This is a genomic window from Agrococcus sediminis (assembly GCF_007923295.1).
GTDB lineage: Bacteria > Actinomycetota > Actinomycetes > Actinomycetales > Microbacteriaceae > Agrococcus > Agrococcus sediminis.
Genome location: NZ_VOIR01000012.1, coordinates 50,035 through 73,548 on the forward strand (window position 1 = coordinate 50,035; position 23,514 = coordinate 73,548).

At 70.7% G+C, this 23,514-nt stretch carries 29 protein-coding genes and 1 tRNA gene; 12 read left to right on the top strand and 18 right to left on the bottom strand.

Translation table 11 applies throughout. The features are described from left to right. Positions 1–65: 65 nt before the first annotated feature. From FQ330_RS03865 to FQ330_RS03890, 6 genes are all read left to right on the top strand, one after another. Positions 66–377 (top strand): hypothetical protein, encoded by a 312-nt coding sequence (locus FQ330_RS03865; RefSeq protein ID WP_146355431.1) that lies wholly within the window; start codon positions 66–68, stop codon positions 375–377. Beyond that, positions 377–2,053 (top strand): helicase-associated domain-containing protein, encoded by a 1,677-nt coding sequence (locus FQ330_RS03870; protein ID WP_146355433.1) that lies wholly within the window; start codon positions 377–379, stop codon positions 2,051–2,053. Before FQ330_RS03865 ends, FQ330_RS03870 begins: the two co-directional genes overlap by 1 nt. Positions 2,054–2,155: 102 nt before the next feature. Next, complete coding sequence (locus FQ330_RS03875) at positions 2,156–3,808, top strand: DNA repair helicase XPB (RefSeq protein WP_146355435.1); 1,653 nt, start codon at positions 2,156–2,158, stop codon at positions 3,806–3,808. Positions 3,809–3,872: 64 nt separating this feature from the next. After that, complete coding sequence (locus FQ330_RS03880; RefSeq protein WP_128188567.1) at positions 3,873–4,568, top strand: response regulator transcription factor; 696 nt, start codon at positions 3,873–3,875, stop codon at positions 4,566–4,568. Then, positions 4,569–6,176, top strand: a complete 1,608-nt coding sequence (locus tag FQ330_RS03885) for a sensor histidine kinase (protein WP_225792681.1) — start codon at positions 4,569–4,571, stop codon at positions 6,174–6,176. 62 nt (positions 6,177–6,238) lie between these two features. Then, complete coding sequence (locus tag FQ330_RS03890; RefSeq protein WP_146355437.1) at positions 6,239–6,529, top strand: WXG100 family type VII secretion target; 291 nt, start codon at positions 6,239–6,241, stop codon at positions 6,527–6,529. Between the two features lie 314 nt (positions 6,530–6,843). On the opposite strand, the gene groL is transcribed toward FQ330_RS03890, so the two are convergent. The 3 genes from groL to FQ330_RS03905 all read right to left on the bottom strand — a co-directional run bounded on the left by groL (position 6,844) and on the right by FQ330_RS03905 (position 9,466). Beyond that, positions 6,844–8,463, bottom strand: coding sequence for a chaperonin GroEL (groL, locus tag FQ330_RS03895; protein ID WP_128188565.1), 1,620 nt, complete (start codon positions 8,461–8,463; stop codon positions 6,844–6,846). 110 nt (positions 8,464–8,573) lie between these two features. Next, the gene (locus FQ330_RS03900; protein WP_146355439.1) at positions 8,574–9,116 is read right to left on the bottom strand and encodes a LytR C-terminal domain-containing protein; all 543 of its coding nucleotides are present in this window, start codon (positions 9,114–9,116) and stop codon (positions 8,574–8,576) included. Next, positions 9,113–9,466 (bottom strand): DUF3263 domain-containing protein, encoded by a 354-nt coding sequence (locus FQ330_RS03905; protein WP_146355441.1) that lies wholly within the window; start codon positions 9,464–9,466, stop codon positions 9,113–9,115. Before FQ330_RS03905 ends, FQ330_RS03900 begins: the two co-directional genes overlap by 4 nt. 73 nt (positions 9,467–9,539) lie before the next feature. On the opposite strand from FQ330_RS03905, the gene msrB reads away from it, so the two are divergent. Continuing rightward, positions 9,540–9,938 (top strand): peptide-methionine (R)-S-oxide reductase MsrB, encoded by a 399-nt coding sequence (gene msrB, locus FQ330_RS03910; protein ID WP_146355443.1) that lies wholly within the window; start codon positions 9,540–9,542, stop codon positions 9,936–9,938. On the opposite strand, the gene FQ330_RS03915 is transcribed toward msrB, so the two are convergent. Beyond that, positions 9,922–10,905, bottom strand: a complete 984-nt coding sequence (locus tag FQ330_RS03915; protein WP_128188561.1) for a DMT family transporter — start codon at positions 10,903–10,905, stop codon at positions 9,922–9,924. The two genes, msrB and FQ330_RS03915, sit on opposite strands and share 17 nt — an antisense overlap. Positions 10,906–10,953: 48 nt before the next feature. Between FQ330_RS03915 and FQ330_RS03920 the strand changes: the two genes are divergently transcribed. Continuing rightward, positions 10,954–11,028: transfer RNA gene (locus tag FQ330_RS03920), tRNA-Thr, on the top strand. A gap of 122 nt (positions 11,029–11,150) precedes the next feature. Next, positions 11,151–11,972 carry a DNA-methyltransferase gene (locus FQ330_RS03925; protein ID WP_146355445.1) on the top strand — a complete coding sequence of 274 codons (822 nt, stop codon included), beginning with the start codon at positions 11,151–11,153 and terminating at the stop codon, positions 11,970–11,972. Here the strand turns inward: FQ330_RS03925 and FQ330_RS03930 are convergent. Further along, complete coding sequence (locus tag FQ330_RS03930) at positions 11,969–12,544, bottom strand: PDDEXK family nuclease (RefSeq protein WP_146355447.1); 576 nt, start codon at positions 12,542–12,544, stop codon at positions 11,969–11,971. The genes FQ330_RS03925 and FQ330_RS03930 overlap by 4 nt on opposite strands. 64 nt (positions 12,545–12,608) lie before the next feature. On the opposite strand from FQ330_RS03930, the gene FQ330_RS03935 reads away from it, so the two are divergent. Next, positions 12,609–13,022, top strand: a complete 414-nt coding sequence (locus tag FQ330_RS03935) for a hypothetical protein (protein WP_146355449.1) — start codon at positions 12,609–12,611, stop codon at positions 13,020–13,022. Positions 13,023–13,124: 102 nt separating this feature from the next. Here FQ330_RS03935 and FQ330_RS03940 read toward each other — a convergent pair whose 3' ends face one another. The 11 genes from FQ330_RS03940 to FQ330_RS03990 all read right to left on the bottom strand — a co-directional run bounded on the left by FQ330_RS03940 (position 13,125) and on the right by FQ330_RS03990 (position 20,314). Beyond that, on the bottom strand, positions 13,125–14,261 hold the full coding sequence (locus tag FQ330_RS03940) for a tyrosine-type recombinase/integrase (RefSeq protein WP_146355451.1): 1,137 nt from the start codon (positions 14,259–14,261) through the stop codon (positions 13,125–13,127). Beyond that, positions 14,245–14,487 carry a hypothetical protein gene (locus FQ330_RS03945; protein WP_146355453.1) on the bottom strand — a complete coding sequence of 81 codons (243 nt, stop codon included), beginning with the start codon at positions 14,485–14,487 and terminating at the stop codon, positions 14,245–14,247. Before FQ330_RS03945 ends, FQ330_RS03940 begins: the two co-directional genes overlap by 17 nt. Positions 14,488–14,594: 107 nt before the next feature. After that, positions 14,595–15,233: a recombinase family protein gene (locus FQ330_RS03950; protein WP_225792682.1), complete on the bottom strand. Its 639-nt coding sequence runs from the start codon at positions 15,231–15,233 to the stop codon at positions 14,595–14,597. Further along, on the bottom strand, positions 15,230–15,469 hold the full coding sequence (locus tag FQ330_RS03955) for a DUF4314 domain-containing protein (RefSeq protein WP_146355455.1): 240 nt from the start codon (positions 15,467–15,469) through the stop codon (positions 15,230–15,232). Before FQ330_RS03955 ends, FQ330_RS03950 begins: the two co-directional genes overlap by 4 nt. Before the next feature lie 107 nt (positions 15,470–15,576). Then, complete coding sequence (locus FQ330_RS03960) at positions 15,577–16,047, bottom strand: HGGxSTG domain-containing protein (protein WP_146355457.1); 471 nt, start codon at positions 16,045–16,047, stop codon at positions 15,577–15,579. A gap of 182 nt (positions 16,048–16,229) precedes the next feature. Then, positions 16,230–18,371 carry an AAA family ATPase gene (locus FQ330_RS03965; protein ID WP_146355459.1) on the bottom strand — a complete coding sequence of 714 codons (2,142 nt, stop codon included), beginning with the start codon at positions 18,369–18,371 and terminating at the stop codon, positions 16,230–16,232. Continuing rightward, positions 18,364–18,594 carry a MerR family transcriptional regulator gene (locus tag FQ330_RS03970; protein ID WP_146355461.1) on the bottom strand — a complete coding sequence of 77 codons (231 nt, stop codon included), beginning with the start codon at positions 18,592–18,594 and terminating at the stop codon, positions 18,364–18,366. Before FQ330_RS03970 ends, FQ330_RS03965 begins: the two co-directional genes overlap by 8 nt. A gap of 254 nt (positions 18,595–18,848) precedes the next feature. Next, entirely contained in the window at positions 18,849–19,325 is a 477-nt protein-coding gene (locus FQ330_RS03975; protein ID WP_146355463.1) for a hypothetical protein, read from the bottom strand. 72 nt (positions 19,326–19,397) lie between these two features. Continuing rightward, positions 19,398–19,841 (bottom strand): hypothetical protein, encoded by a 444-nt coding sequence (locus tag FQ330_RS03980; RefSeq protein ID WP_146355465.1) that lies wholly within the window; start codon positions 19,839–19,841, stop codon positions 19,398–19,400. Next, positions 19,838–20,065, bottom strand: coding sequence for a hypothetical protein (locus FQ330_RS03985; protein WP_146355467.1), 228 nt, complete (start codon positions 20,063–20,065; stop codon positions 19,838–19,840). The genes FQ330_RS03980 and FQ330_RS03985 overlap by 4 nt, the downstream gene beginning before the upstream one ends. 12 nt (positions 20,066–20,077) lie before the next feature. Beyond that, the gene (locus tag FQ330_RS03990) at positions 20,078–20,314 is read right to left on the bottom strand and encodes a hypothetical protein (protein WP_146355469.1); all 237 of its coding nucleotides are present in this window, start codon (positions 20,312–20,314) and stop codon (positions 20,078–20,080) included. A gap of 168 nt (positions 20,315–20,482) precedes the next feature. Between FQ330_RS03990 and FQ330_RS13225 the strand changes: the two genes are divergently transcribed. Further along, a complete protein-coding gene (locus tag FQ330_RS13225) occupies positions 20,483–20,659 on the top strand; it encodes a hypothetical protein (protein ID WP_192575838.1) in 177 nt (58 codons plus the stop codon). A 156-nt stretch (positions 20,660–20,815) separates the two neighbouring features. After that, a complete protein-coding gene (locus FQ330_RS03995) occupies positions 20,816–21,046 on the top strand; it encodes a DUF2188 domain-containing protein (RefSeq protein WP_146355470.1) in 231 nt (76 codons plus the stop codon). Positions 21,047–21,503: 457 nt separating this feature from the next. On the opposite strand, the gene FQ330_RS04000 is transcribed toward FQ330_RS03995, so the two are convergent. Then, a complete protein-coding gene (locus tag FQ330_RS04000; RefSeq protein WP_146355472.1) occupies positions 21,504–22,493 on the bottom strand; it encodes a DsbA family protein in 990 nt (329 codons plus the stop codon). Beyond that, positions 22,493–23,377 carry a DsbA family protein gene (locus FQ330_RS04005; RefSeq protein WP_128188559.1) on the bottom strand — a complete coding sequence of 295 codons (885 nt, stop codon included), beginning with the start codon at positions 23,375–23,377 and terminating at the stop codon, positions 22,493–22,495. Before FQ330_RS04005 ends, FQ330_RS04000 begins: the two co-directional genes overlap by 1 nt. Positions 23,378–23,514 lie beyond the last annotated feature (137 nt).

The window sequence follows — 23,514 nt, forward strand, 5'->3', positions numbered from 1 at the left end:
CCCTGCCGCTTGCGCCCCAGCGTAGTCGGCGCCGGATGGGCGGATGACCGCGTTATTCTGGTCGGATGCCGAAGGCGAGCAGCAACCCGACGCAGCGCCCCAGGAAGCGGGAGCGCGGCACCGCGACCGAGGAGCGCTCCGCGCGCGGCCTCACGGAGCGCGTGCTCGCGATCGGCGTCGTCGCGTTCGCCGCCATCGCCCTGCTCGGCTTCGCCGCCACCATGCTCCACGTCGGCCTCCGCGACTCGGTCGAGCTCTTCGCCGCCACGCTGTGGCAGTGGGCGTTCTGGCTGCCGCTCGTGGCGCTGCCGCTCATGATCGTCTGCCTCGTCGCCCTCGTGATCGTGAGCGCCGCCGGCAAGGCCCGCAGGCGCTGATGGACGTCGTCGCGCTCGCCGCCCGCATCCAGGCGATGCCCGACGACGCGCTCGACGCGCTCGTGGTCGAGCGGCAGGCGCCGCTGCAGCTCTCCTCCACGTTCGACCTCGCCGAGCACCTGCTGTCGGATGCGTCGATCGCGCAGGCGCTCCGGTGGCGGTCGGCGGCCGAGCTGGCCGCGCTCGCCGAGGGCGGCTCGACGCCGAGGCTCGAGGCGCTGCTGCTCGCCGTCGACGGCGTCGCGCTGGCGCCCGTGCAGGCCGCCGCGCGGGCGGCTCGCGAGGCCGCCGGCCTCGACGAGGCGGCCCCGCGCGCGACCGAGCCCATCGAGAGCCCGACCGCGCCGCAGCTCGCGATCGACGAGGCGATCAAGGTCGCCGAGCTCGTGCACCGCATCGCCGACCACCCGGTCGTGCTCCGCAGCCGCTCGCAGCTGCCCGCGGCCGTCGCGCGCGACCTCGCCGAGGCGGTGGACGCCGACCCGGCGCAGCTCGAGGAGCGGCTCGAGCCCGCGCTCCTCGCCGGCCTCGTCGACCGCTCCGACGGTCGGCTGCGCGCCACCGTCGACGCCGACGCCTGGCTCGCCGCCCCCGTGCCCGACCGCTGGCTCGTGCTCGCGCAGGCCTGGCTCGCCGCCACCCCCGACGTCGAGGCGGTCGCCGGCGACCCGCGCACGGGCTTCCCGCTCGCCGGCGACGCCGAGCGCGCGGTGCGCGAGCGGCAGCACCGGCAGGCGCAGCGGCTCGGCCTCGTCGCTCGCGGCGCGCTCACGACGCTCGCCACCGACCTCCAGAGCGGGCGCACCGCCGACGGCGAGCCGGCCGCCCGCGCCGCGCTCGCCGCCCACGTGCCGCCGGCCACCGCATCCGTCTACCTCCAGCCCGACCTGTCGGCCGTCGCGCCCGGGCCGCTCACGCCCGAGGTCGAGTCGCGCCTGCGCCGCATCGCCCGCATCGAGCGCGCCGGCATCGCCTCGCAGTGGCGCATCACGGCGCAGAGCATCACCGCGGGCCTCGCCGGCGGCGAGACCGCCGAGGGGCTGCTCGCCTTCCTCGCCGACGCCTCGCTCACGGGGCTCCCGCAGCCGGTCGCCTACCTCGTGCGCGACACCGCCGCCCGCTTCGGCAGCCTGCGCGTGCGCGCCGTCGACCCCGTCGCCGAGGGCGGCGCCCGCTCGCAGGCGCGCAGCGACGACGCGCAGCTCATCCGCACCATCGCCGTCGACCGGGCGCTCGCCGCGATCGGGCCCGCGCAGACCGGGCCCCACCGCGTGACCTTCCGCCCGAGCGCCGAGGAGGCGCTCGACGCGCTGCTCGACGAGCGCTACCCCGCGGTGCTCGAGGACGAGCACGGCGAGCTCGTCGTGCGCGTGCCCGAGCGCGCGCCGCGGCGCGAGCGCGAGCAGCACCGGCTCGTGGCGCGGCTGCGCGACGCCGGCTTCGAGGTGGGCGAGCACGAGCGCGCCTGGCTCGAGCGGCAGCTGCAGACCGCCGTGCGCGAGCGCGTGCCGGTGCGGCTGACGCTCATCACCGCCACCGATCCGGTCGACATCGAGCTCGTGCCGCTCGCCGTCGCGAACGGGCGCCTGCGGGCGCGGGACGCGAACCGCGACGTCGAGCGCACCCTGCCGCTCAGCGCGATCACGAAGGTCGCGGGGCTGGGCGCGCTGCGCTGACGCCTCCTGACGTCCGCGACGGACGTCAGCGCTGGCGTCGCGGCGACGACGCGAGGGCGTCGTCGCCCTCAGCTCCACCGCGCGGCAGTAGGCTGGAACGCTATGGATCAGCCCGGCCCGCTCATCGTCCAGTCCGACAGGACTGTGCTGCTCGAAGTCGCACACCCCGACGCCGCCGCCGCGAGGCAGGCGCTGCAGGTGTTCGCCGAGCTCGAGCGCGCGCCCGAGCACATCCACACCTACCGCGTCACGCGCCTCGGCCTGTGGAACGCGCGCGCCGCCGGCCACACCGCCGACGAGATCATCGGCACGCTCGACCGGCACGCGAAGTTCCCCGTGCCCGCCGGCGTCGCGCAGGACATCCGCGAGACGATCGGCCGCTACGGCCGCCTCGTCATCGAGCGCGACGACGAGGGGCTCGTGCTGCGCAGCCAGGACCGCCCGGTGCTCGAGGAGGTGCGGCGCTCGCGCAAGATCGCGCCGCTGCTCGGCGGCCCCGCGGGCGACGGCATCCGCGTCGTCGACTGGGCGCGCGGCGAGCTGAAGCAGGAGCTCGTGAAGCTCGGCTGGCCCGCCGAGGACCTCGCCGGCTACACGCCCGGCACCCCGCTCGAGATCGACCTCGTCGAGGACGGCTGGAGCATGCGGCCGTACCAGTCGGATGCGGTGACGCACTTCTCCGAGGCCGGCTCGGGCGTCGTCGTGCTCCCGTGCGGCGCGGGCAAGACGATCGTCGGCGCCGCGGCCATGGCCGCGACCGACACCACCACGCTCATCCTTGTCACGAACACCGTCTCGGCCAGGCAGTGGCGCAGCGAGCTGCTCGCCCGCACGAGCCTCAGCGAGGACGAGATCGGCGAGTACTCCGGGCAGAGCAAGGAGATCAAGCCGGTCACGATCGCGACCTACCAGATCCTCACCGTCAAGCGCGGCGGCGAGTACGCCCACCTCGGGGTGCTCGACGCGCTCGACTGGGGCCTCATCGTCTACGACGAGGTGCACCTGCTGCCGGCGCCGGTCTTCAAGCTCACCGCCGACCTGCAGGCGCGTCGCCGCCTCGGCCTCACCGCGACGCTCGTGCGCGAGGACGGCCGCGAGTCCGACGTCTTCAGCCTCATCGGCCCGAAGCGGTTCGACGCGCCCTGGAAGGAGATCGAGCAGCAGGGCTTCATCGCGCCCGCCGCGTGCTTCGAGGTGCGCATCGACCTCGACGAGGACGCGCGGCTCGAGTACGCCGCGTCCACCGACCGCGACCGCTACCGGATCGCCGCCTCCAGCCCCCGCAAGATCCAGACCGTGCGGCGCATCCTCGACCAGCACCCCGACGAGCCGACGCTCGTGATCGGCCAGTACCTCGACCAGCTCGACGAGCTCGCGGCGGCGCTCGGCGCGCCGCTCATCACCGGCGAGACACCGGTCTCCGAGCGCGAGCAGCTGTTCCAGGCGTTCCGCGACGGCAGCGAGCGGGTGCTCGTGGTGTCGAAGGTCGCCAACTTCTCGGTCGACCTGCCGGACGCGTCGCTCGCGGTGCAGGTCTCGGGCTCGTTCGGCTCGCGGCAGGAGGAGGCGCAGCGCCTCGGCCGGCTGCTGCGACCGAAGGGCGGCCGCACCGCGAGCTTCTACACCGTCGTCGCGCGCGACACGGTCGACCAGGAGTTCGCGCTCGGCCGGCAGCGCTTCCTCGCGGAGCAGGGCTACGCCTACACGATCCTCGACGAGCACGACCTCGGCGTCGCCGACCACGCGATCGTCTGATCGCGTGCACCGACGTCCCGCTGGTTCTCAGGAAGCACTCAGTGAACGACCAGAGACTTTGCCCATGACCGAACCCAGCGCCAAGATCCTCGTCGTCGACGACGAGCCCCACATCCGCGACCTGCTGACCACGAGCCTGAGGTTCTCGGGCTTCGACGTGCGCGCCGTCGGCGCGGGGGCCGCCGCCATCTCGGCGGTGCTCGAGGACGAGCCCGACCTCATCCTGCTCGACGTGATGCTCCCCGACATCAGCGGCTTCGGCGTCACCAAGCGCCTCCGCGCATCCGGCTTCACCTCGCCCATCCTCTTCCTCACCGCGAAGGACGACACGGAGGACAAGATCACCGGCCTCACCGTCGGCGGCGACGACTACGTCACGAAGCCCTTCTCGCTCGACGAGATCATCGCCCGCATCAAGGCGATCCTCCGCCGCACCATGGCCGAGGCCGACGACGCCACGATCCACGTCGGCGACCTGGCGATGAACCAGGACACGCACGAGGTGACCGTGCGCGGCGCCGAGATCGAGCTCTCCCCCACCGAGTTCAAGCTGCTGCGCTACCTCATGCTCAACGCGAACCGCGTGCTGTCGAAGGCGCAGATCCTCGACCACGTGTGGGAGTACGACTTCAACGGCGATGTCGGCATCGTGGAGTCGTACATCTCGTACCTCCGCCGCAAGATCGACGACGGCAGCAGCGACCCGATGATCGTCACGAAGCGCGGCTTCGGCTACATGCTGAAGTCCCCCAAGGCGTAGGTGGTCGAGCGCGTCAGGAGCCTGCTCGGCCGCATGTCGCTGGCCGGGCGCATCAGCGCGCTGACGGTGCTCGTGATGGCGCTCGGCCTCGCGCTCGCGGGCGTCGGCACGCTCGCGATCATCCGCGACGCGCAGCTCGTCGAGCGCGACATCGAGATCGAGCAGGCGATGCGCGCGTTCACGAGCGAGCCGGTGACGCGCTCCGACTCGCCCGAGCAGTGCGACCTGGCGCAGCGCATGCCGAACACCTACTTCCTGGGCGTCGCCGACGCGTTCGGCACGGTCCTGTGCGACAACAAGCTGCCGGGACCGGCCAACCCCGACGTGAGCGGCGTCAGCATCGGCACGGTCGTCAGCCAGGACGAGGCCTTCACCGTCCCCTCCATCGACGGGCAGACCCGGTGGCGGATGCTCGTGGCACCGACGACCGTCGAGGGCTCGGGCGAGCTGCTCGTCTCGATCGTCGCCGCCGACATGACCTCGATCGAGACGTCGACCGCCACGTTCACGCTCGTCTTCGCCGGGTTCTCGGTGCTCGCGGTCGTGCTGGGCGCCGCGCTCACGCGCATCCTCGCCGTCTCGACGCTGAGCGGCCTGCGTCGCGTCGCATCGGAGGCGCAGCGCTTCGCCGACGGCGACTACGACACGCGCCTGACCGGCGAGCATCCGCACACCGAGGTGGGCTCGCTGCAGCAGTCGCTCAACGCCATGCTCGACCGCATCGAGGCCGCGATCGAGCAGCGCGACGAGTCGGTCGCGCAGATGCGGCAGTTCGTCGGCGACGCGAGCCACGAGCTGCGCACGCCGCTCGTGTCGGTGCGAGGGTATGCCGAGCTGTACCGCATGGGCGCGATCACGAAGCCCGAGGATGTCGGCAGCGCCATGGAGCGCATCGAGGGCGAGGCGAAGCGGATGGCGCGCCTCGTCGAGGACCTCCTCCAGCTCGCCCGCCTCGACGAGCGCAGGCCCCTCGACCTGCAGCCGCTCGACCTCGTGCCGCTCGTCAACGACGCCGCGAGCGACACCCGCGTCGGCGCGCCCGACCGGCACGTGCAGGTGCTGCCGGTCGACGCTGACGCGCTCGGGCCGGTCGCGGGCGCCGACGACGAGTCGACGGCGCTCTTCACGCCGCCGCCCCTCACCCCGCCCGCGATCGTGCTCGGCGACGAGCACTCGCTGCGGCAGGTGATCTCCAACCTGATCGGCAACGCGCTCCGCTACACCCCCGAGGGCTCTCCGCTCGAGCTCGGCGTCGGCGTCGCGACGCGCCGCCGCGAGGCGATCGTGCTCGTCATCGACCACGGGCCCGGCGTGCCGGAGGACCTCCGCCACCGCATCTTCCAGCGCTTCTACCGCGCCGACCCGTCCCGCACCCGGGAGAGCGGCGGCAGCGGGCTGGGCCTCGCGATCGTGCGCGGCATCGTGCGCGCCCACCACGGCCGCGTCGACGTGGTCGACACCCCGGGCGGCGGCGCGACGTTCCGCATCGCCATCCCGCTCGCCGACGACCGCGCCGTGATGGCGCTCAGCGAGCGGCTGCGGCCCGATGCGAGCACGACCACCGAGGGCGGCCGCGATCCACAGGTGCCGCTGCGCGGCCTCGCCTGAGGCGCCGACCTCCGTACGGTGTGCCCTCGAGCGCGGATGCGCCGCGCAGGAGAGAGGGCATCATGAGCAGGTTCGTCGTCGACGCCGACGCCATCCACGGCGCGCACCTGGCGGTGCGCGGCACCGCCTCGCGGCTGCAGTCGGAGGCCGCCGCCATGCACGGGCAGCTGCAGGCGCTGCAGGACTCGTGGACGGGCCAGGCGTCCGTCGCGTTCCAGGGCGTGCTGCAGGACTGGCGCGCCACCCAGCTGCGGGTGGAGGAGTCGCTCGCGAGCATCAACGAGGCGCTCGCGCACGCCGGCAGGCAGTACGCGGAGGTGGAGCAGGGGAACGCGCGCATGTTCGCCGGCTGACCCTCGCTCCCTCCGTCGGTCGAGCAGCCGCCGCTCACCTCACCCACTGGTCGAGCCGCGGCCGCAGCCGCGAGTCGAGACCACCGCCGCGGGGGCGTCACCCGTTGGTCGAGCAGGCGCTCATCTCACCCGCTGGTCGAGTAGCCGCCGCAGGCGGCGTATCGAGACCCAGACACGGCGAAGGGCCCCAGCATTGCTGCTGGGGCCCTTCGCTCTGTGGACGGGGTCTCGATACGCGGCCGCCGTCGGCGGCCGCTACTCGACCTTGAGTCCTCCGGCGTCAGGTCCGCGTCGCGGACCTGACGCCTGCGGACTCAAAAGTCCATGCCGCCCGTCGGGTCGGCGGGCATGGCCTGCGCCTTCTCGGGCTTGTCGGCGACGACGGCCTCGGTGGTGAGGAAGAGGCCGGCGATCGACGCGGCGTTGGCGAGCGCGGAGCGCGTCACCTTCACCGGGTCGGCGATGCCCGCGGCGAGCATGTCGACGTACTCGCCCGTGGCGGCGTTCAGGCCGTGGCCGACCGGGAGGCCGCGCACCTTCTCGGCGACGACGCCCGGCTCGAGGCCGGCGTTCAGCGCGATCTGCTTCAGCGGAGCGTCGACGGCCACGCGCACGATGTTCGCGCCCGTCGCCTCGTCGCCCGTGAGCTCGAGGCCCTCGAACGCCGTCTTCGCGGCCTGGATGAGGGCGACGCCACCACCGGCGACGATGCCCTCCTCGACGGCTGCCTTCGCGTTGCGCACGGCGTCCTCGATGCGGTGCTTGCGCTCCTTCAGCTCGACCTCGGTCGCGGCACCCGCCTTGATGACGGCCACGCCGCCGGCGAGCTTCGCGAGCCGCTCCTGCAGCTTCTCGCGGTCGTAGTCGCTGTCGGTGTTCTCGATCTCCGAGCGGATCTGGCGCACGCGACCGGCGATCGCGTCGGCCTCGCCGGCGCCCTCGACGATGGTCGTCTCGTCCTTCGTGATGACGACCTTGCGCGCACGGCCCAGCAGGTCGAGCGTGGCGTTCTCGAGCTTGAGGCCGACCTCCTCGGAGATCACCTGGCCGCCCGTGAGGATCGCCATGTCGGCGAGCATCGCCTTGCGGCGGTCGCCGAAGCCGGGGGCCTTGACGGCGACCGACTTGAAGATGCCGCGGATCTTGTTCACGACGAGCGTGGCCAGGGCCTCGCCCTCGACGTCCTCGGCGATGATGACGAGCTGCTTGCCCGCCTGGATCACCTTGTCGACGATCGGGAGCAGGTCCTTGATGTTCGAGATCTTCGAGTTGACGATCAGGATGTACGGGTCCTCGAAGACCGTCTCCTGGCGCTCGGGGTCCGTGACGAAGTACTGCGACAGGAAGCCCTTGTCGAAGCGCATGCCCTCGGTGAGCTCGAGCTCGGTGCCGAAGGTGTTCGACTCCTCGACGGTGACGACGCCCTCCTTGCCGACCTTGTCGATGGCCTCGGCGATGAGCTCGCCGATCTCCGGGTCAGCGGCCGAGATCGATGCCGTCGCGGCGATCTCCGCCTTGGTCTCGACCTCCTTGGCGTTGGCGAGCAGCTGCTCGCTCACCGCGGCGGTGGCCTTCTCGATGCCGCGCTTGAGGCTGATCGGGTCGGCGCCCGCAGCCACGTTGCGCAGGCCCTCGCGGACGAGCGCCTGAGCGAGCACGGTCGCCGTCGTCGTGCCGTCGCCGGCGACGTCGTCGGTCTTCTTCGCGACCTCCTTGACGAGCTCGGCGCCGATCTTCTCGAACGGCTCCTCGAGCTCGATCTCCTTGGCGATCGAGACGCCGTCGTTCGTGATGGTGGGGGCGCCCCACTTCTTCTCGAGCACGACGTTGCGGCCGCGCGGGCCGAGGGTCACCTTCACCGCGTCGGCGAGCGTGTTGAGTCCACGCTCCAGCCCGCGACGGGCCTCCTCGTTGAATGCGATCATCTTTGCCATTGCAGTTCGTCCCTCCTGGACGCTGTGGACGTTCAACTGGCACTCCGACGAAGGGAGTGCCAGTAGCCAAGTCTGGCACTCGACCCATGCGAGTGCAAGCCGCGCGAGGCTCAGGGCTCGGGCGCGTGCGAGACCTCGCTGTCGACGTCCGGTTCCGTGCTCGGCGCGGTGCCCACCGCATCCGTGCCGAGCACCACCGTGATGGGCGTGCCCGAGATGCGGCCGTCCGACTGCAGCGCCTCGCCGACCCCCAGCTGCTGGGCGATGCCGCGCGCGACCGGCTCGAGCTCGGGCGCGTCGAACCACACGACCGTGCGGTCGTCGCCGCCCGTGCTGCCGCCGGTCGCCACGACCGGCCAGCCGGCGTCCGCGAGCGCCTGGCCGACGCCCGCCGCGAACGCGTGGTCGTCGCGGTCCTCGTCGAGCACGGTGATGGATGCGTCGAGCGCGGGGTCGATCTGGCTCGGGTCGGTCACCACCGCGGGTGCGGTCTCGGTCGGCACGGGCGCCTGCGGCCGGAGGCGGTCGAGCACGAAGAGGCCGACCGCCGTCAGCACGACGGCGACCGCGAGCGCGCCCAGCAGGATCGCCCAGCGCGGCCAGCTGCGCGTCGACGCCGACCGGTGGGCGCCGACGCGGTGCGGCCGGCTCACCGGCCCTCTCGCAGGCTGAGCAGCCGCCGCACGAGCATCGGATCGTGGCGCAGCGCCTCGGTCGTCTCGAGCACGCCGTCGAGCACCTGGTAGTAGCGGGTCGTCGTCCAGCCGAACTCGGCACGGATCGCGCGCGCCTTCGCACCGCCGTGGCTCGTCCAGCCCGCCTCGAAGTCGAGGAGGCGGCGGATGCGCGCCTCGCGCGCCGCCTGCAGGTCGTGCGCCGACGCATCCGTCACCGCCGCCGCGCCCGGCGACGCGGGCTCGGTCTGCGAGTCCGCGGCCGCGAACGCGAGGGCGGCCGCCTCGTCGGCGGAGCCCTCCCTGCGCGGGCGAGGGTCGGTCGGCATGCCCTCGATCCTACGACCGGCGCGGGCGTCCGCTCACCGCGAAACGCGAACCGGGCGGGCGTAGCATCGAGGCATGACCCCTTCGATCGATCGCTCCGACGCCGAGTGGCGCGAGGCCCTCTCCCCCGACGCCTACCGGGTGCTGCGCGAGGCCGGCACCGAGCGCCCCTGGACGGGCGCGCTGCTCGACGAGCAGCGGCAGGGCGTCTACGCGTGCGGCGCGTGCGGCAACGAGCTCTTCGACGACGAGACGAAGTTCGACTCCGGCTGCGGCTGGCCGAGCTTCTTCGACGCGCGCGACGACGCGGTCGAGCTCATCGAGGACACCTCGCTCGGCATGGTGCGCACCGAGGTGCGCTGCGCGAAGTGCGGGAGCCACCTCGGCCACGTGTTCAAGGACGCGCCGCAGACCCCCACGGGCGACCGGTTCTGCATGAACTCGCTCGCGATGACCTTCACGCCCGAGGACTGACCCGGGGCCTCCTGCGCCGCATCGCAGAGACGGCGACCGCGACGATCGTGAGCGCGGCGCCGATGAGCGACCACACCGTCACCGGGTGACCGGCGGGCAGCAGCGCATCGAGCAGGAGCGACGTGACGACCTGCCCGCAGATGACGCCGAGGCCCATCGTGAGCACGCCCAGGTGGTGCACCGCGACCGACATGAGCGCGATGAACATGATGCCGAGCAGCCCGCCGGCGTAGAGCCACGGCTCGGTCGGCAGCGGCTGCGCGGTGACGCCCGCCGCGGTCTGCACGAGCACGATCGCGCCGAGCGCGATGGTGCCGACCAGGAAGTTCGAGACGGTCTGCGCCATCGCTGAGCCCGAGCGGCGCTGCACGATGCCGCCGAACGCCTGCTGCACCGACTGCAGCAGGCCCGCGATGAACGGCAGCACGACGAGCCAGGCGCCCTCGAGCCGGCCTGCGCCGACGAGCGCCACCGCCACCGCGACGAGGGCGAGGAGCGCGCCGAGCACGCGCTGCGGCGTGATGTGCTTGCGCGCCAGTCCCCCGATGCCCAGGCGGTCGATGAGCAGACCGCTGACGGTCTGGCCCGCGACGACCCCCACCGTGTAGAGCGCGACGCCGGTCGTGCCGACGACGAGGCCCTGCGTCGCCACGAGGAACGCGCCGAACAGGCCCGTGGAGGCGAACCACCACGGCAGCGTGCCGTCGCGGAGCACGCCCACGAGCCGCCGCAGGCCGGCGCGGATGCCGGGCGAGACGGCGAGCAGCGCCGCGAGCACCGCGAGCCCCACGCCGAACGAGATGAGCGCGGCGAGCATGCCGTGCTCGAGCCGGGCGCCGAGCTCGCCGTTGATGCGGCTCTGGATCGCGAGGCCGGTGCCTGCGGTGACCGAGGCGAGCACCCACAGCAGCCCGCCGAGGCCGGGCGCCGCGTCGCGCTGGGTGCTGGACGGGCGCAGTCGACTCACCGGTCAAGCCTAGAATGGCGGGGCGCCGCGGGCGAATCCGCCCGGCCCGCCTCCTTAGCTCAGTGGTAGAGCAACGCTCTTGTAAAGCGTAGGTCGTCAGTTCGATCCTGACAGGGGGCTCCAGGCAAGCACTGGGAAGTCGGCCGACTCGGGGCGCATGCCGCTACCGGAATCCCCGCCAGAACCCCGCCCACCGGCGGAAGGCGCGTTGGTGGCGAGACGTAGAGTTCGGTCGACCTGGAGGGATGACGATGCAGATCGCGTTTACGACCGAGCTCGGCACGCTGTACCAAGGCGACTGCCTGGATGTGCTCGCCAGCATGGCCGACGAGTCGGTCGATCTAGTATTCGCCGACCCGCCCTTCAACCTTGGCAAGGACTACGGACACGGCATCGACGACCTGCTCGATGAAGACCACTACCTGGCCTGGTGCGAGAAGTGGATCAACGAGTGTGCCCGTGTGCTGAAGCCCGGCGGCGCGTTCTACCTCTACAACATCCCGAAGTGGAACATTCCACTAGGCGGCTTCATGAACGCGACCGGACTGATGTTCCGGCATTGGATTGCGCTCGACATCAAGTTGTCGCTGCCGATCCAGAAGAAGCTCTACCCCTCGCACTACAGCTTGCTCTACTACACCAAGGGTAAGCCGAAGTTCTTTGAGCGCCCGCGTCTCCCGATTCAGGTGTGCCGTCACTGCGGCGGCGACGTGAAGGACTACGGCGGGCACCGCAACAAGCTGCACCCTGATGGCATCAATCTGTCTGATGTGTGGACCGACATCCCGCCCGTACGCCACCGCTCCACAAAGGTTCGAGGCGCAAACGCGCTGTCGGAGAAGTTGCTGGAGCGCGTGCTGACCATCAGCAGCGAACCTGGCGACGTGGTATTCGACCCATTCGGTGGCTCCGGCACAACCTTCGCGGTTGCGGAGCGGATGCACCGCCACTGGTCTGGCAGCGAGATCGGCGACGTCGAGCCGATTCGTCGTCGCCTTGCGGGAGAGGCGGCCCTGGACGTAATGCCAGGGCTCGGCGACGCTGCGAAGGGCGTCAAAGCTTCTTAGAGCAAGGCGCGACCGTCAGTGCCCTTCGCGATGGTGGGCACAGTGTGGTCCAGTCGATCATGCTCGACGCTCGCGATGCCGAGGTAGCCGAAGCCCGGTTGCCCCTGCCAGCGGCTCCAAAGCTCGAGATACGGACGCAGCTCCCGCAGGTTGCCGATGCGGTCGGTCAGGTAGGGGTAGAGCGCAGCGGTCGGCAGGACGAGCAACCCGCCCGCAATGCGACCCTCCAGCATGCCCTTAGCCATGCGATTGATGGCGCGATGCGACGACGAGATGTTGCCCGTCTCCCATTCGACCACGAACGGCAGTGAGTCGCCCCTCGGAAAGGTGTAGTGAGCATCGAAGTAGTCGAACTCGTCCTCCCAGCCATACTGAAGGAGTCGAGTGATGAACGCATCCTTGATCGGCTTGACGCCGTTGCCCTTCCGGGTGGGATTGATCGCGAAATCGTCCGAACCGTGTGGCCACCGGATGGCGTCGATGCCATCGAGAATGTGGTCCTGCACGACCTCAAACTCGGCTGACGTTGAATAGCCGTCGTCCACCAGGGTGATCCACTCGTCAAATCGCACGTGGTCATGCTGTCAGCGGTGTGATGCGGCTGCAACTGTGGGTGGCTTGCGAGACAGTCGACGCATGAAGCCGCGCATCACGACAATGCAGGATCTCAAGCCCGAAGACATCGGGCATGTCATCTCGTTCCCGCACTACCGGCCGCAGCCCGGCCTCGGCGCAGTGACCGGCGAGCTTGTCGGAATCGACCCGTCGACCACCTACAAGGGCAACATGCCGGTGCACTGGTTTTCCGTCCGCCTCCGCCAGGGGCGCGGCTTCGATCGCAGACGCCCCACCTCCTACGGTCCCTTCGCAGCCGATTACCCCGTAACGGTGGGCGACACGTCGACGCCGCCCAGGCCGAGAGCGCCGGGCCGACCGCAGCGGCCCACGGAAGGTGGCGTGGTGTGGAGCAGCGAATGGAGCCAGCGACCGACTCGGCCCCGCACACTCCCTCGCCCGACTCGCGTGGAGCCCGCCGCAGAGCAGGACTAAGCGGCATCCGCCCGACGCCGTGGCTCCCTGGCTCGTAGGCCAACGAACGAACGCGCCGAGCCCTCCTGTGTGGGAAGAGCCCGGCGCGTTGGCGAGATGTGGCTACGCGGTCGCGGCGTCCAACGCGTCGAAGCGGGCACGGTGCAGAGCGTCGTCGCCGGGATACAGGTGGGCGTACACGGTGTCTGTCGTGACGAGCGAGCCGTGGCCGAGCCAGCGGGACACCCGGTAGGGCTCGATCCCCGCTGCCAGCCACAAACTGGCGGCCGTGTGCCGCAGGTCGTGGAAGCGCATCGGCGGAAGCTCGGCGGCGGCGACCGCGCGGGCGAAGGCGTTGCGGCGGAAGGCTTGCAAGTCGAGTGGACGCGAGTAGTCGAGCCGCTGTCCGGCGTTAGTCCGGGCAGGCCATAGCAGCGCAGTCGGGTCGCCCGAGCGCGGGTGCAGCATCAGGTAGCGGCGCAAGTCGGCGACGAGCGCCGTGGACAGCAGCGGCACGTCCCGAGACGAGCGGCGCGACTTCGGCGTGCCTGCGACCCACTCCCCCGCGATCCGCTGGAGCGTCTGCCGCACCGAGACGCGCTGCCGCGCCAGGTCCACGTCACCCACTCGCAGCCCGACGATCTCCCCGGCGCGCAGGCCCGTGAACGCGGCGAACCGCACCAGCAGGTCGAACGGTGCCTGGTCGTCGGCCCCGAGCGCCGCTGCGAGTTTGTCGACCTGGGCCTTGGTCAAGAAGCTCGCCGAGGTGTCCTCGTCGTGCGACTTCGGTAGCCGGACGCCGTCGCACGGGTTGTAGGCGACCTCCCGGTTCAGCAGGGCGTGCTTGAACACCTTGCGCAGCGCGACGTAGGCCTTCGCGACGGTCGCAGGAGCCAGTCCCTCGGCGGCCATCTCCGACACCCACAGCTGCACGTCCGCCGTCGTCACCGCCGTGACGCGCCGTGCGCCGAAGCGCGGCAGCAGTCGGGCGCGGTTGATGCGCCGAGCTTCTTGCAGCGAGCGCGCCTTCAGCACCAGCTCGGCACCGCACATCATGTCCTCGGCGACCTGGGCGACGGTGCGGCCCTTGGCGTGCGCGGCCGTGGACGTGCCGGCAGCGACCTCGGTCTCGACCTTCAGTGCGAAGCGCTCGGCGTCACGCTTGACGCTGAAGGTCCGCTGACGCTCCTTGCCGCGGTCCTTCCAGCGCACCTCGTAGGCGCGACCGGCCTTGCGGGTGACTTCACGGACGTGCGCCATCGGGCACCTCCACAGTTGCGCCGGGGCCGTAGGTTCCGGCGATGAACGGCGTCATGAGCGAGCGGCTCGCGCGCTGTCGGTAGGCCCACACGCGCACGCGGCCGGTGCGGTGCAGCGTTTCGGTTCGGACGACCTCCACGACGGCGGGCTCGGCCTGCGGGCTGGCGCGGTAGATAAAGCTGTTGCCGGGCAGTAAGTCGGCAGCGAGGCGGGTGGTGATGTTCATCGGGTGCTCCTGTCTGGCCGTTTGGCCATTTGCGTGGTTAGAAGTGATCGGGATGGGCGGGAGTGCTCGGCTGGGGCGTTCGTCCGCCGCATGGCCAGCGGCGTGGCCTACGGGGCAGACGCGGCGGCGAGGTAGGCGCGGCGAACGGTGCTCTCGTGCCAGAGCGGCAGTCCGGTGGGCGAGAGGACGCGCTCGGTGGTGAGGGCGTCGGCGATCGCGCCGTAGGTTGTGCCTGCCTCGCGGTCGGTGACGATCCGGCGCAGCACCTGAGCAGGTATCGCCGAGCGCCGTCCGTTGTGCAGCCCGCGTGCCTTGCGGGCCGCGAGGGCCTCTCGGGTCCGAGTGGCGATCATCTCCCGCTCCAGCTCGGCGAACGTCGCGAGCATCTGGGCCATGGCCCGTCCGCCGGGTGTCGTGAGGTCGAGCGCGTTGTCGAGCACGACCAGCGACCACCGCTGCCGGAGGGCGTCGTCGATGATCGCCGAGGCGTGCCGCACCGAGCGTGCGAGCCGGTCAAGCTTCGCGACGATGAGCCCGTCGGCCTGGCCGGTCGCGAGCATGTGCAGGGCTTCGCGCAGGCCGGGGTTGACGTGCTTGCCCGAGCGGCCGAGGTCGTCCACGTACTCGAAGGTCCAGCCGCGTCGCTCGCACTCGGCCGCGAGCGCGACGCGCTGAGCCTCCACGCCGAGGCCGGAGCGCTCCTGCTCTTCGGTGCTGACCCGGACATAGGCGAGCATGTGGCTCATCGCTCCGCCTCCCATGCAGGGTCACCGACTGTGACGCAGCAGCCAGGCACGAGCGGGTCGCCGCAGCGCTCGCAGAGCAGCTCCCACTCGTCCACGCCCGGCACGAGCCCGAGCGTCGACCCGTTGTCCCAGCGGGTTTGCACGCCGCCGAGGTCATCGACATTCAGTACGGTGCCGGTGTCACCCGGCCTCAGCCCGGTGTGTGGGTCGGTGGTTGCGATCGGTCGCACTTGCATGTCGTGCTCCTTGTGTCGGTTGGCAGGCGGAAGGCGTTGGGGGACGTTTCCGCTCGACGAGGAAGCTTCGTCCAACGGCGTGGCCGCGGCAAACGGCCGTGTGATCCTCACGGCGAGTCATGGTCTGAGGATCGGTAGGAGCGCTTCGAGCGCTTGGGGCGCAGGGGTCGGCGCTCGGGTGCGGGCGGCTCGGGCTCGACCACCTCGGCGTCCACCACGTCCTCGCCGTAGTCGATGATCACGTCGGCGAGGTTGCGCTCCAGCAAGCTCGGCCCGTGCACCGCAACGTCCACATCCACAGCGGTGCGAGCAGACAGCCCGGCGCGGTCGAGCAGGTCGCGGGCGGCGGCGAGCCGGACGGCGTGCGGCGCGGTCTTGTCGTACATCAGCACCACCAGCTGCGCCGCTGCACGGTCGGCGGCCATCAGGATGCGCACCTGCGCGGCGGCCTTCACCTGCGGCGCTGCCCCGCCATGCATCCGGCACACGGTCGCACCTCTGATCGCGTAGTTGCGACACGCACCTCCGGACTTCCGCCGTGCACTGCATCGGGTCTCGGTCTTCATCAGGTCCGTCATCTCATCTCTCCACTTCTTCATTCATCTGTCGGACTGGCCCAGGCGGGACGGCGTACCGGACCGAACCTGAACCGGCCCCTAAAGGGGTCCCGGTTCGGTTCGGTGCCGGGTACGCGCCCGCCCTCCCGCAGGTGACCGAACCGGGTTCGGTCCCGGTTCGCGGTTTGGTCCCCTCGGTTCGGTCACGCATCGGTCGCTCCGGAGCCTGGGAAGTGCCGATGCGAGCCCCTGCCGCCGATCTCGATCTCGCGCAGTATCTGACCGGACTCGACCAGCTCGGTGATGACGTCCTCGACGTACTCGCTGCTCTTGCCGTTGCCGCGCGCTCTCGCCTTCAGCTTGTTGAGCGCGATGCCCGGCTCGGCGGAAACCGCCCCGAGCAGGGCAGGGACGATCGCGGCGCGGGCCTCCGCCTGTTTCTCGGAGAGCATGAGCTTCCGCGACTGCTCTCGGTGCTGGCGCTCGCCGGTTACCTTCTCGGCGGCGTACTCCGCAGCGGACATCTGCCGATGCAGGCGCATCACCAGCGAAGCCTCGCCGTCGGGGAGCGCCACGACCTCAGCGTCGAGCTGCACGGCGAGCAGAGGGCCGTTCTTCTGCTTCTCCTGCACGAGCCCGACTCGGTCGCTCGCGAGACTCTCGACGCGGATGTGCGCGCCGGAACGCATGCGGGGATGGTCCGTGCCGCGTGCCCGCTCGCCAGCCGCATTCGTGTGCGCGCCGACGAGAACGGCGACAGGCGATCCGGTGAGGTCCTCCAACACACGCGCCAGCGCTCGCAAGCCGCGCGTGGCAAGCTCGGTGCCCTCGGCGTTCTCGTCCCCGGACATGTACTCCACGAGCGGATCGAAGGCCACAGCTACGACGGGCTGGCCGAGCCGCTCGTGCACGTCCATCACCGTTCGCACCACCCTGGCGACGCCCTCAGGGGCGGTCAGGTTGACAGGCGTGGAGACGTACTTGATGGGGGGCTTGCGTGGTGGGTCGTGGACGACGTTCCAGGCGTCGATGCGGGCTCCGAGCTGAGCTAGGCCCTCGCCTTCGAACAGCACCGCCGCGCCCTGGCGCACCTCGTGGCCATGCCAGGGCTGGCCCGTCGCGATGTGACGCAGCATGTCGAGCATCACGAAGGTCTTCTTCGCGCCCGGCGCGCCGTACAGGTTTGTGAAGAACCCCTCCGGCACCCAGCCGTCGATGACGTAGCCGGCAGGCGGTAGCGCCATCACCTGATCGTCGTCTAGCGCATCGTCGATCAACGACTGCCGCGCGTCGTCGGCGTGGTTGTCGAAGTACACCTGCACGGCGGCGCGGATTGGGTCGGCGGCGTCGGCGGCGCGCTCGCGAGCCTTCTCCATCTGAGCGAGCACGCCCGAGCCGGTCGCGCCGCTCATGAACGCAACCGTCAGGTCGCCGCCGACGTGGCCCCGCTCGACGCCGAGCTCGCAGACGTCGAGTACGTGCGCTGCTGTGACTCCAGCGGCGAGCGCGCGCCGAGCGAACGTCTCGGCACCCTCGTGTCCGGCGTTGTCGTTGTCGTAGTAGACGAACACCTCGCGTCCAGCGAGCTTCGACAGATCGTCCGGCACCTTGCCCGCACCGCCCGTACCCGTGACGACGGCGTAGAGCCCCTCGGCCTTCTGCCACGCGAGCATCGCGTCCATCTCGCCCTCTGCAACCAGCACAGGCAGCGTGTTGCCGGACAGCGTCTCCGTGAAGGCCAGCGCCGCTGTGCCGTGGTCCTTCACGTTGAGCATCTTCGGGTCGCCGCCCGGCTTGTAGCGGCGGACGTTGTGCCAGGGGCCGAGCCCCTGGCGCACGGGGATCATGTAGCGCTTGCCGTCCCAGCCGAGCTTGAAGCGTTCGATGGTCTCGACGGTCAGGCCGCGCTGCGTCTTCAGGTACTCCACGCGCTCGGGGTACTTCGCCATCATCTGGTCGTGCCACTCGTAGGGCTTGTTCTGGTTCGGCAGAGGCACGAGCGCCGGAATCGGTCGCGCGCTCGGCGCGCTCAGCTGACCTGTCGGCGCGGCGTCGAAGCTCGTGAACTGCCGCACGACGCTGCCCAGCGAGAGGCGATGATCGTTCTCCTCGGCGCGCGTGTAACACCACCACCGCATGTCCGCGAGATTGACGCTGGCAGAGGCCGACTTGCTGGTGGCGGGGTCTTCACAGACCGGGCACCAAAGCATCTGCTCGTCGCCGGACGGTTCGCCGACGAACCGGCTGCCGAGCGCTTCGACTACTTGCTCGGCGGAGTAGCTGCGATCGTCTACCGCGTGCGCCCGAGAGCGTCGGCCCTTGCGAGGAATGACGTGGTCAGGCACGGTCGCCGTCCAGGGGCGAGCCGTCGCCGGTGATCCAAGCCTCGAGGTCTTCGGCGGCGATCAGTACACGGAGCCCGCCGGGGCGGGCGTAGCGGATGCGGTTGGTCTGGATCGCGCGGCGCACCTGGCGCTCGGTGATCGCGTAGCGCATCGCGAGCGGGTGTCGGGGTGCCTCGGCGGGCGTGTAGACGGGTTGACGTAGCGGGGTGTCCTTGGCGGACATGGCGGAACCTCCTCGTGAGTCGAGGAGGTTCGGGAGGGTGTGCCGCCGCGGACCCCCTCGACGTGTTGTCGATGGTGGGTCCGCTGACCGGCTACACGGGCCTCGTGGTCCCAGCGAGCGCTGCTCGCCGTCTGGTTTCTCCGAGGCCTTCACGTAGCCGCTATGCGTCGCCTGGTCTCTGCTTGCGCTACAAGCCAGGTTCGAACAGCGGGTCTAACTGATGGTTGATCGTAGGGCAGGTCAGGCGAGGACTGTCAACCGGCACGCCCTTCGAACTCGGCAAGTCGTGCCGCGAGCCGGACGCGCTCGCGGGTGTCGTCGGACGCGAGTTTGATGCGGACAAGGTCGGCGGCGTCGAGCGCGGCCAACAGTGCCCAGCCGTATCGGGCGAGCCGCCAACCAGCCGGGTGCGCGGGTCGGGCCTGCGCCTGCTGGAGGTGCCGCGCTAGCCGGTTCATGGAGTAGAACCGCACGCCGCGCTCGGCGTGCCACCCGCGCAGCCGCACGAGAGCTTCCCCGACAGAGTTTGCGGGTGGTTCGCTGTCGAAGTCGATCCAGTGGAGATGCGCGGTGGCCTTCTCATAATTCGACAATCGCGTGATCAGTTTTCTGTCAGACAACTCGATTGGCAGAATTGGACGGCCGGGGTTGGCGGTCCAGAATTCGACGACAGAAGGCACCGGCGTAGCGGGCCGCAATTGCGGCGAGTAGAATTGTTCTGCGGGAATCATGACGTGTCTCATCTCTCGTGGGTTGGGAACCTCTGGGGCCGGACGGTCGAGCTATCCGGCCCCTTCTCGCGCTCAGACCGCGAGTGCCGGTCGGAGGATCGGGTAACGCTGCATGAGCATCGAATAGCCGGCATACGGGTCCTGAAGCTTCTCCGCGTGCCAGGCGCTCTCGCGCTCCGCCCGCTCCAGCGCGCCGAGGGCGGTCTCCGCGTCACGCCGCAGCGCCTCGAAGCGCTTCGCAACGGCGGTCGGGTCCGCGCCGCTGTCGAGCGCCTGGCGCACCTCCTCGGCCAGCGCGAAGCCGATCTCCTTGGCGGCTGTCATGTCGTCCGCTGCGTTGGCGACGAAGTCCTCCGCCGCCTCGACGATGGCGGCCTCGTAGGTGCGGACCTTCTCGAACACGAGCGCGTCGATCTGCTTCACGGTCTCGACTTCGAGGTTGGAGTTGCCGTACTGCTGCTCCCGCGCGAGCAGGCGCAGGTCGTGGGGCGTCGGGCTCGCTGCGTTCGTGCTCATCGGGGCACCCGCTGGGTGTTCGCGCGGGCAGCGTCGGCGATGCGGTCGCGCACGGTGCGCTGTCGGTCTGTGACCTCGAAGGCTCGGTCGAAGGCCTCGACCGTCCTGTCGAGTTCGCGCTGGAGGGTGGCACGTGCGGCGGCGGAACGCTCGCGCAGGGTGTTGACCCGCTTGGCTGCGGCTGGTCCGGCGGACGCCGGGTACTCGGGAAGCTGAATCTCCATGAGTGGTTCCTCTCAGTAGGTGATGGGTGAGTCCGTGTCGGGCTGGAGGCGCGGTCGCCCGCGCCTGACGACGTAGATGTCGGGGTCGGCCTCGAACACAGCGCCGAGCTGCTTGAGCCCGAGCGCGAGCGCCAGGCGGACGACCTGCTTGCGGTCGATGTCGAGTGCCCAGGCAACGTGCTGAGCAGCGTTATCGAGGGTGGCGGGAATGCCGATGTCCAGTCGGACGGTTTGCACGGGATGGGGCATGAATTCTCCTGTGGGCGGAAATGCGTACAGGAGAATCCTCCCTCGTTACTGCCGCCCGTGGCAAATAACTTCCCGACCGAGGGAGACCCCAATGTGCAATAGCACTATGCACATCGGCATTTCATGCCGTATGCCTCGAAGCATGAATGCCGAGGGAGAATAGAGGGCATGAAGAAGAATCCCAACCCGGACGACGACCGCCACTTCCTCGAACGGGGTGAACAAGCGAAACTCCGCCCCACCACAGCCGCAGAGCAGGCTCGCGCCGAGCGCCGAGCTTCGATCCGCCGCGAGCCGCTGCCCCCGCAGGCTCACGGGACAGGAATCAGCCGCCGCATCAAGTAAGGGTCACTACACCCGACCCCAAGATGAACTCTGCTTTCAACACCGCGTGTCGGAGGACTGGTTTGTGCATGCCATGGATCACCCTGGACGCAACACGGTGATCGATCGAGGCCTCCGCCTCATCAGTCGGCACCGTCCGACATTGAGGAGGTGAACATGAGCAAGGACTATTCGATCGTCCAGCATCCGGACGGCTGGGCTGCGCAGGGCCACGGCAACTCGCGTGCTTCGGCGGTGAAGTCTACCCAGGCCGAGGCGTACGACGCGGCGCGGAGCTTCGCTGCCAACGCGGGCGGAGGCGAGATCTCGATCCACGGCACCGACGGCAAGATTCGTGACAAGAACACGATCGCGCCCGCCAAGGACCCGCGGAACATCCCGGGTTGATGCGAGAGGCGTCGGGCCGTCGTAGGGGAAGATGCGCGGCCCGGCGTCCTCGCAACGCAGAACCCCGTGTGATCCCCTCCGGCCGCGCCGCTCCACGGGGTTCTGTGGTGCTCCGAACCGCACCACGTAGACCACTCGGAGGTCATGCAACTTCGTCGTAATACCGAGGCAAAGCGGACCATACTGGTCCGGTTCGGTCGAGTTCGGTAACGGCGTCCCGGCGCTCTTGTAAAGCGTAGGTCGTCAGTTCGATCCTGACAGGGGGCTCCCTCCCTCTTCCCTCTCCTGCCGAGTGGCGCCTTGCGCGATCGAGTGGCGCCTTGCGCGATCGAGTGGCGCCTTGCGCGATCCAGTGGCGCCACTCGATCGCCGAGCGCGCCACTCGATCGCCAGAGGCGCCACTCAGGCGCGGGAGGCGCCACTCGGCCGGCAGGCGGCACGCATGGCCGCGGCGCGCCTAGGAGGGCTGCTGCTCCGCCACGAAGGCGGCGAGCGCCGCGGGGTCGCTCACGTCGCCGGCGAAGGTGACGCCGTCGACGATCACCGTCGGCACCCCGCGCAGCGGCTCGACGCCCTGCAGCGGCTGCTCGATCGCGCGCACCGTCGCCTGCCGCACCCACCACGCGAAGTCGGCGCCGTCGATGCACGCGCCCACGTCGGCGCCGTGCTCGGCGGCGAGCGCCGTCACCTCGCTCGCCTCGAACGGCCGCTCCTGCAGGTGGGCGACGAGCGCCGTCTGGAACGGCCGGTACGCCTCGGGCGCGCCGTCCGCGACGCACGCGAGCGCGTTCGCCCCGAGCGTCGACGCGTAGCCGTTCTCGATCTGGTCGCCGAGCGACACCGGCAGGTACGACACCCGGGCCTGCCCCGCATCCGCCATCGCCGTCAGCTGCTCGCCGCTCGCGGTCAGCAGCCGCGCGCAGTACTCGCACGACGCGTCGAGCACGACGAGGATGTCGTGCACCCCGGATGCCTCGGGCAGCGCCTCGGGGACGCCGTCGGCGGGCACGGGGTCGGCCTCGATCGCGCCGCCCGCCTCGAAGGCGATGGCGTCGGCCATGTTCGCGGGCCCGTCGGCCGCGCCGAGCGTGACGATCTCGCCGCCGAGCTCCTGCTGCAGCGCCTCGAGCGCCGGGTCGCGGATCACCCAGCGGCCCGACACGAGCACCGTCTGCTCCTGCAGCTGGCGCTGCGTGGCGATCGCCTGCGCGGCGTCGGCGTCGGCGGCGAGGATCAGCTCGGTGTCGGCGCCGCACGCGGCGACCACCGGGTCGTCCTCGGCGGCGCGGTACTGCTCCACGAGCTCGGCGCACTCGCCGCCGGCCTCGAGGTAGGCGGCGCCCAGCTCGCCGATCGTGGTGATCGGCGGCGGGGGCGTCGCAGCGCACCCTGCGAGCAGTGCGAGCGCGGCGACCGCGCCCCCTGCCAGCAGGGTGCGCAGGCGCATCAGCCCTCGCTCGGGGCGGGCGTCTCGGTCGGCTCGCCGCCCTGCTGGCCGGCGGCCGCGGTGACGAACGCCTGGAAGCCGGCGGCGTCGGCGGGCGAGCCCGGGTACTTCTGACCGTTGACGATGACCGTCGGCGTGCGGTCGGCGACCACGCCGTCGGTGCCCGGGAGCGGCTGCGTGCCGGCGCGCACGGTGGCGTCCTCGGCCCAGCTCATGAAGCGGCCCTCGTTGATGCAGTCGGCGAGGCCGCCCTCGGTGTCGATGCCCGCGCCCTGCGCGAGGCCGATGATCTCCTCGTTGGTGAGGCCCGCGGTCGACTCGGCCGGCTGGTTGTCGTACATGGCCGAGTTGAAGGCCCAGAACTGGTCGGGCGCGAACTCTGCGACGCAGCCGGCGGCCGATGCGGCGCGGGTCGAGAACTTCGTGCCGAGCGAGGCGCGGTCGAGGATCGTGATCGGGTGGATCTCGACGGTGGCGGCGCCGGTCTGCATGAGCTGCTCGAGCGTGGCGCGGTTGGCCTCGTCGAAGGTGCCGCACACGGGGCACATGTAGTCCTGGTAGATCTCGATCTGCACGACGTCGTCGCGCGGCTCGGTCGGCGTCGGCTCGGCGTCGGCGGGCGTCGCTGCGGTGCGCTCGGCGACGAAGTCCTGGCCGATGACGATGCCGTTCGACGCCATGTTCTCGGGGCCGGGGCCGGCCGGCCGGATGCTGTTGACGATCACGACGGCCACGATCGCGACGATCGCAACCGCGGCGACGATGATGCCGCCCACCGTGAGGCCCTTCTTCAGGCGTTCGCGCCGCTGGCGCTCCTCCTGCATCTTGCGGGCCTGCTCCCGCGCCTGTGCGCGACGCTCGTTCTTCGTCAGCTTCTCGGTCATGCGTCCTGTCCTGGGGTCGGCCGGGATGTGTCGGCGGTCGGCGCGGAGGGATCGCACCGTCCCTCTAGGGTACCGGGCCGCCGACGTGCCAGGATGTCCCTGCGGGCGATGCCGCCCGTCCTCACCACTACGGATCG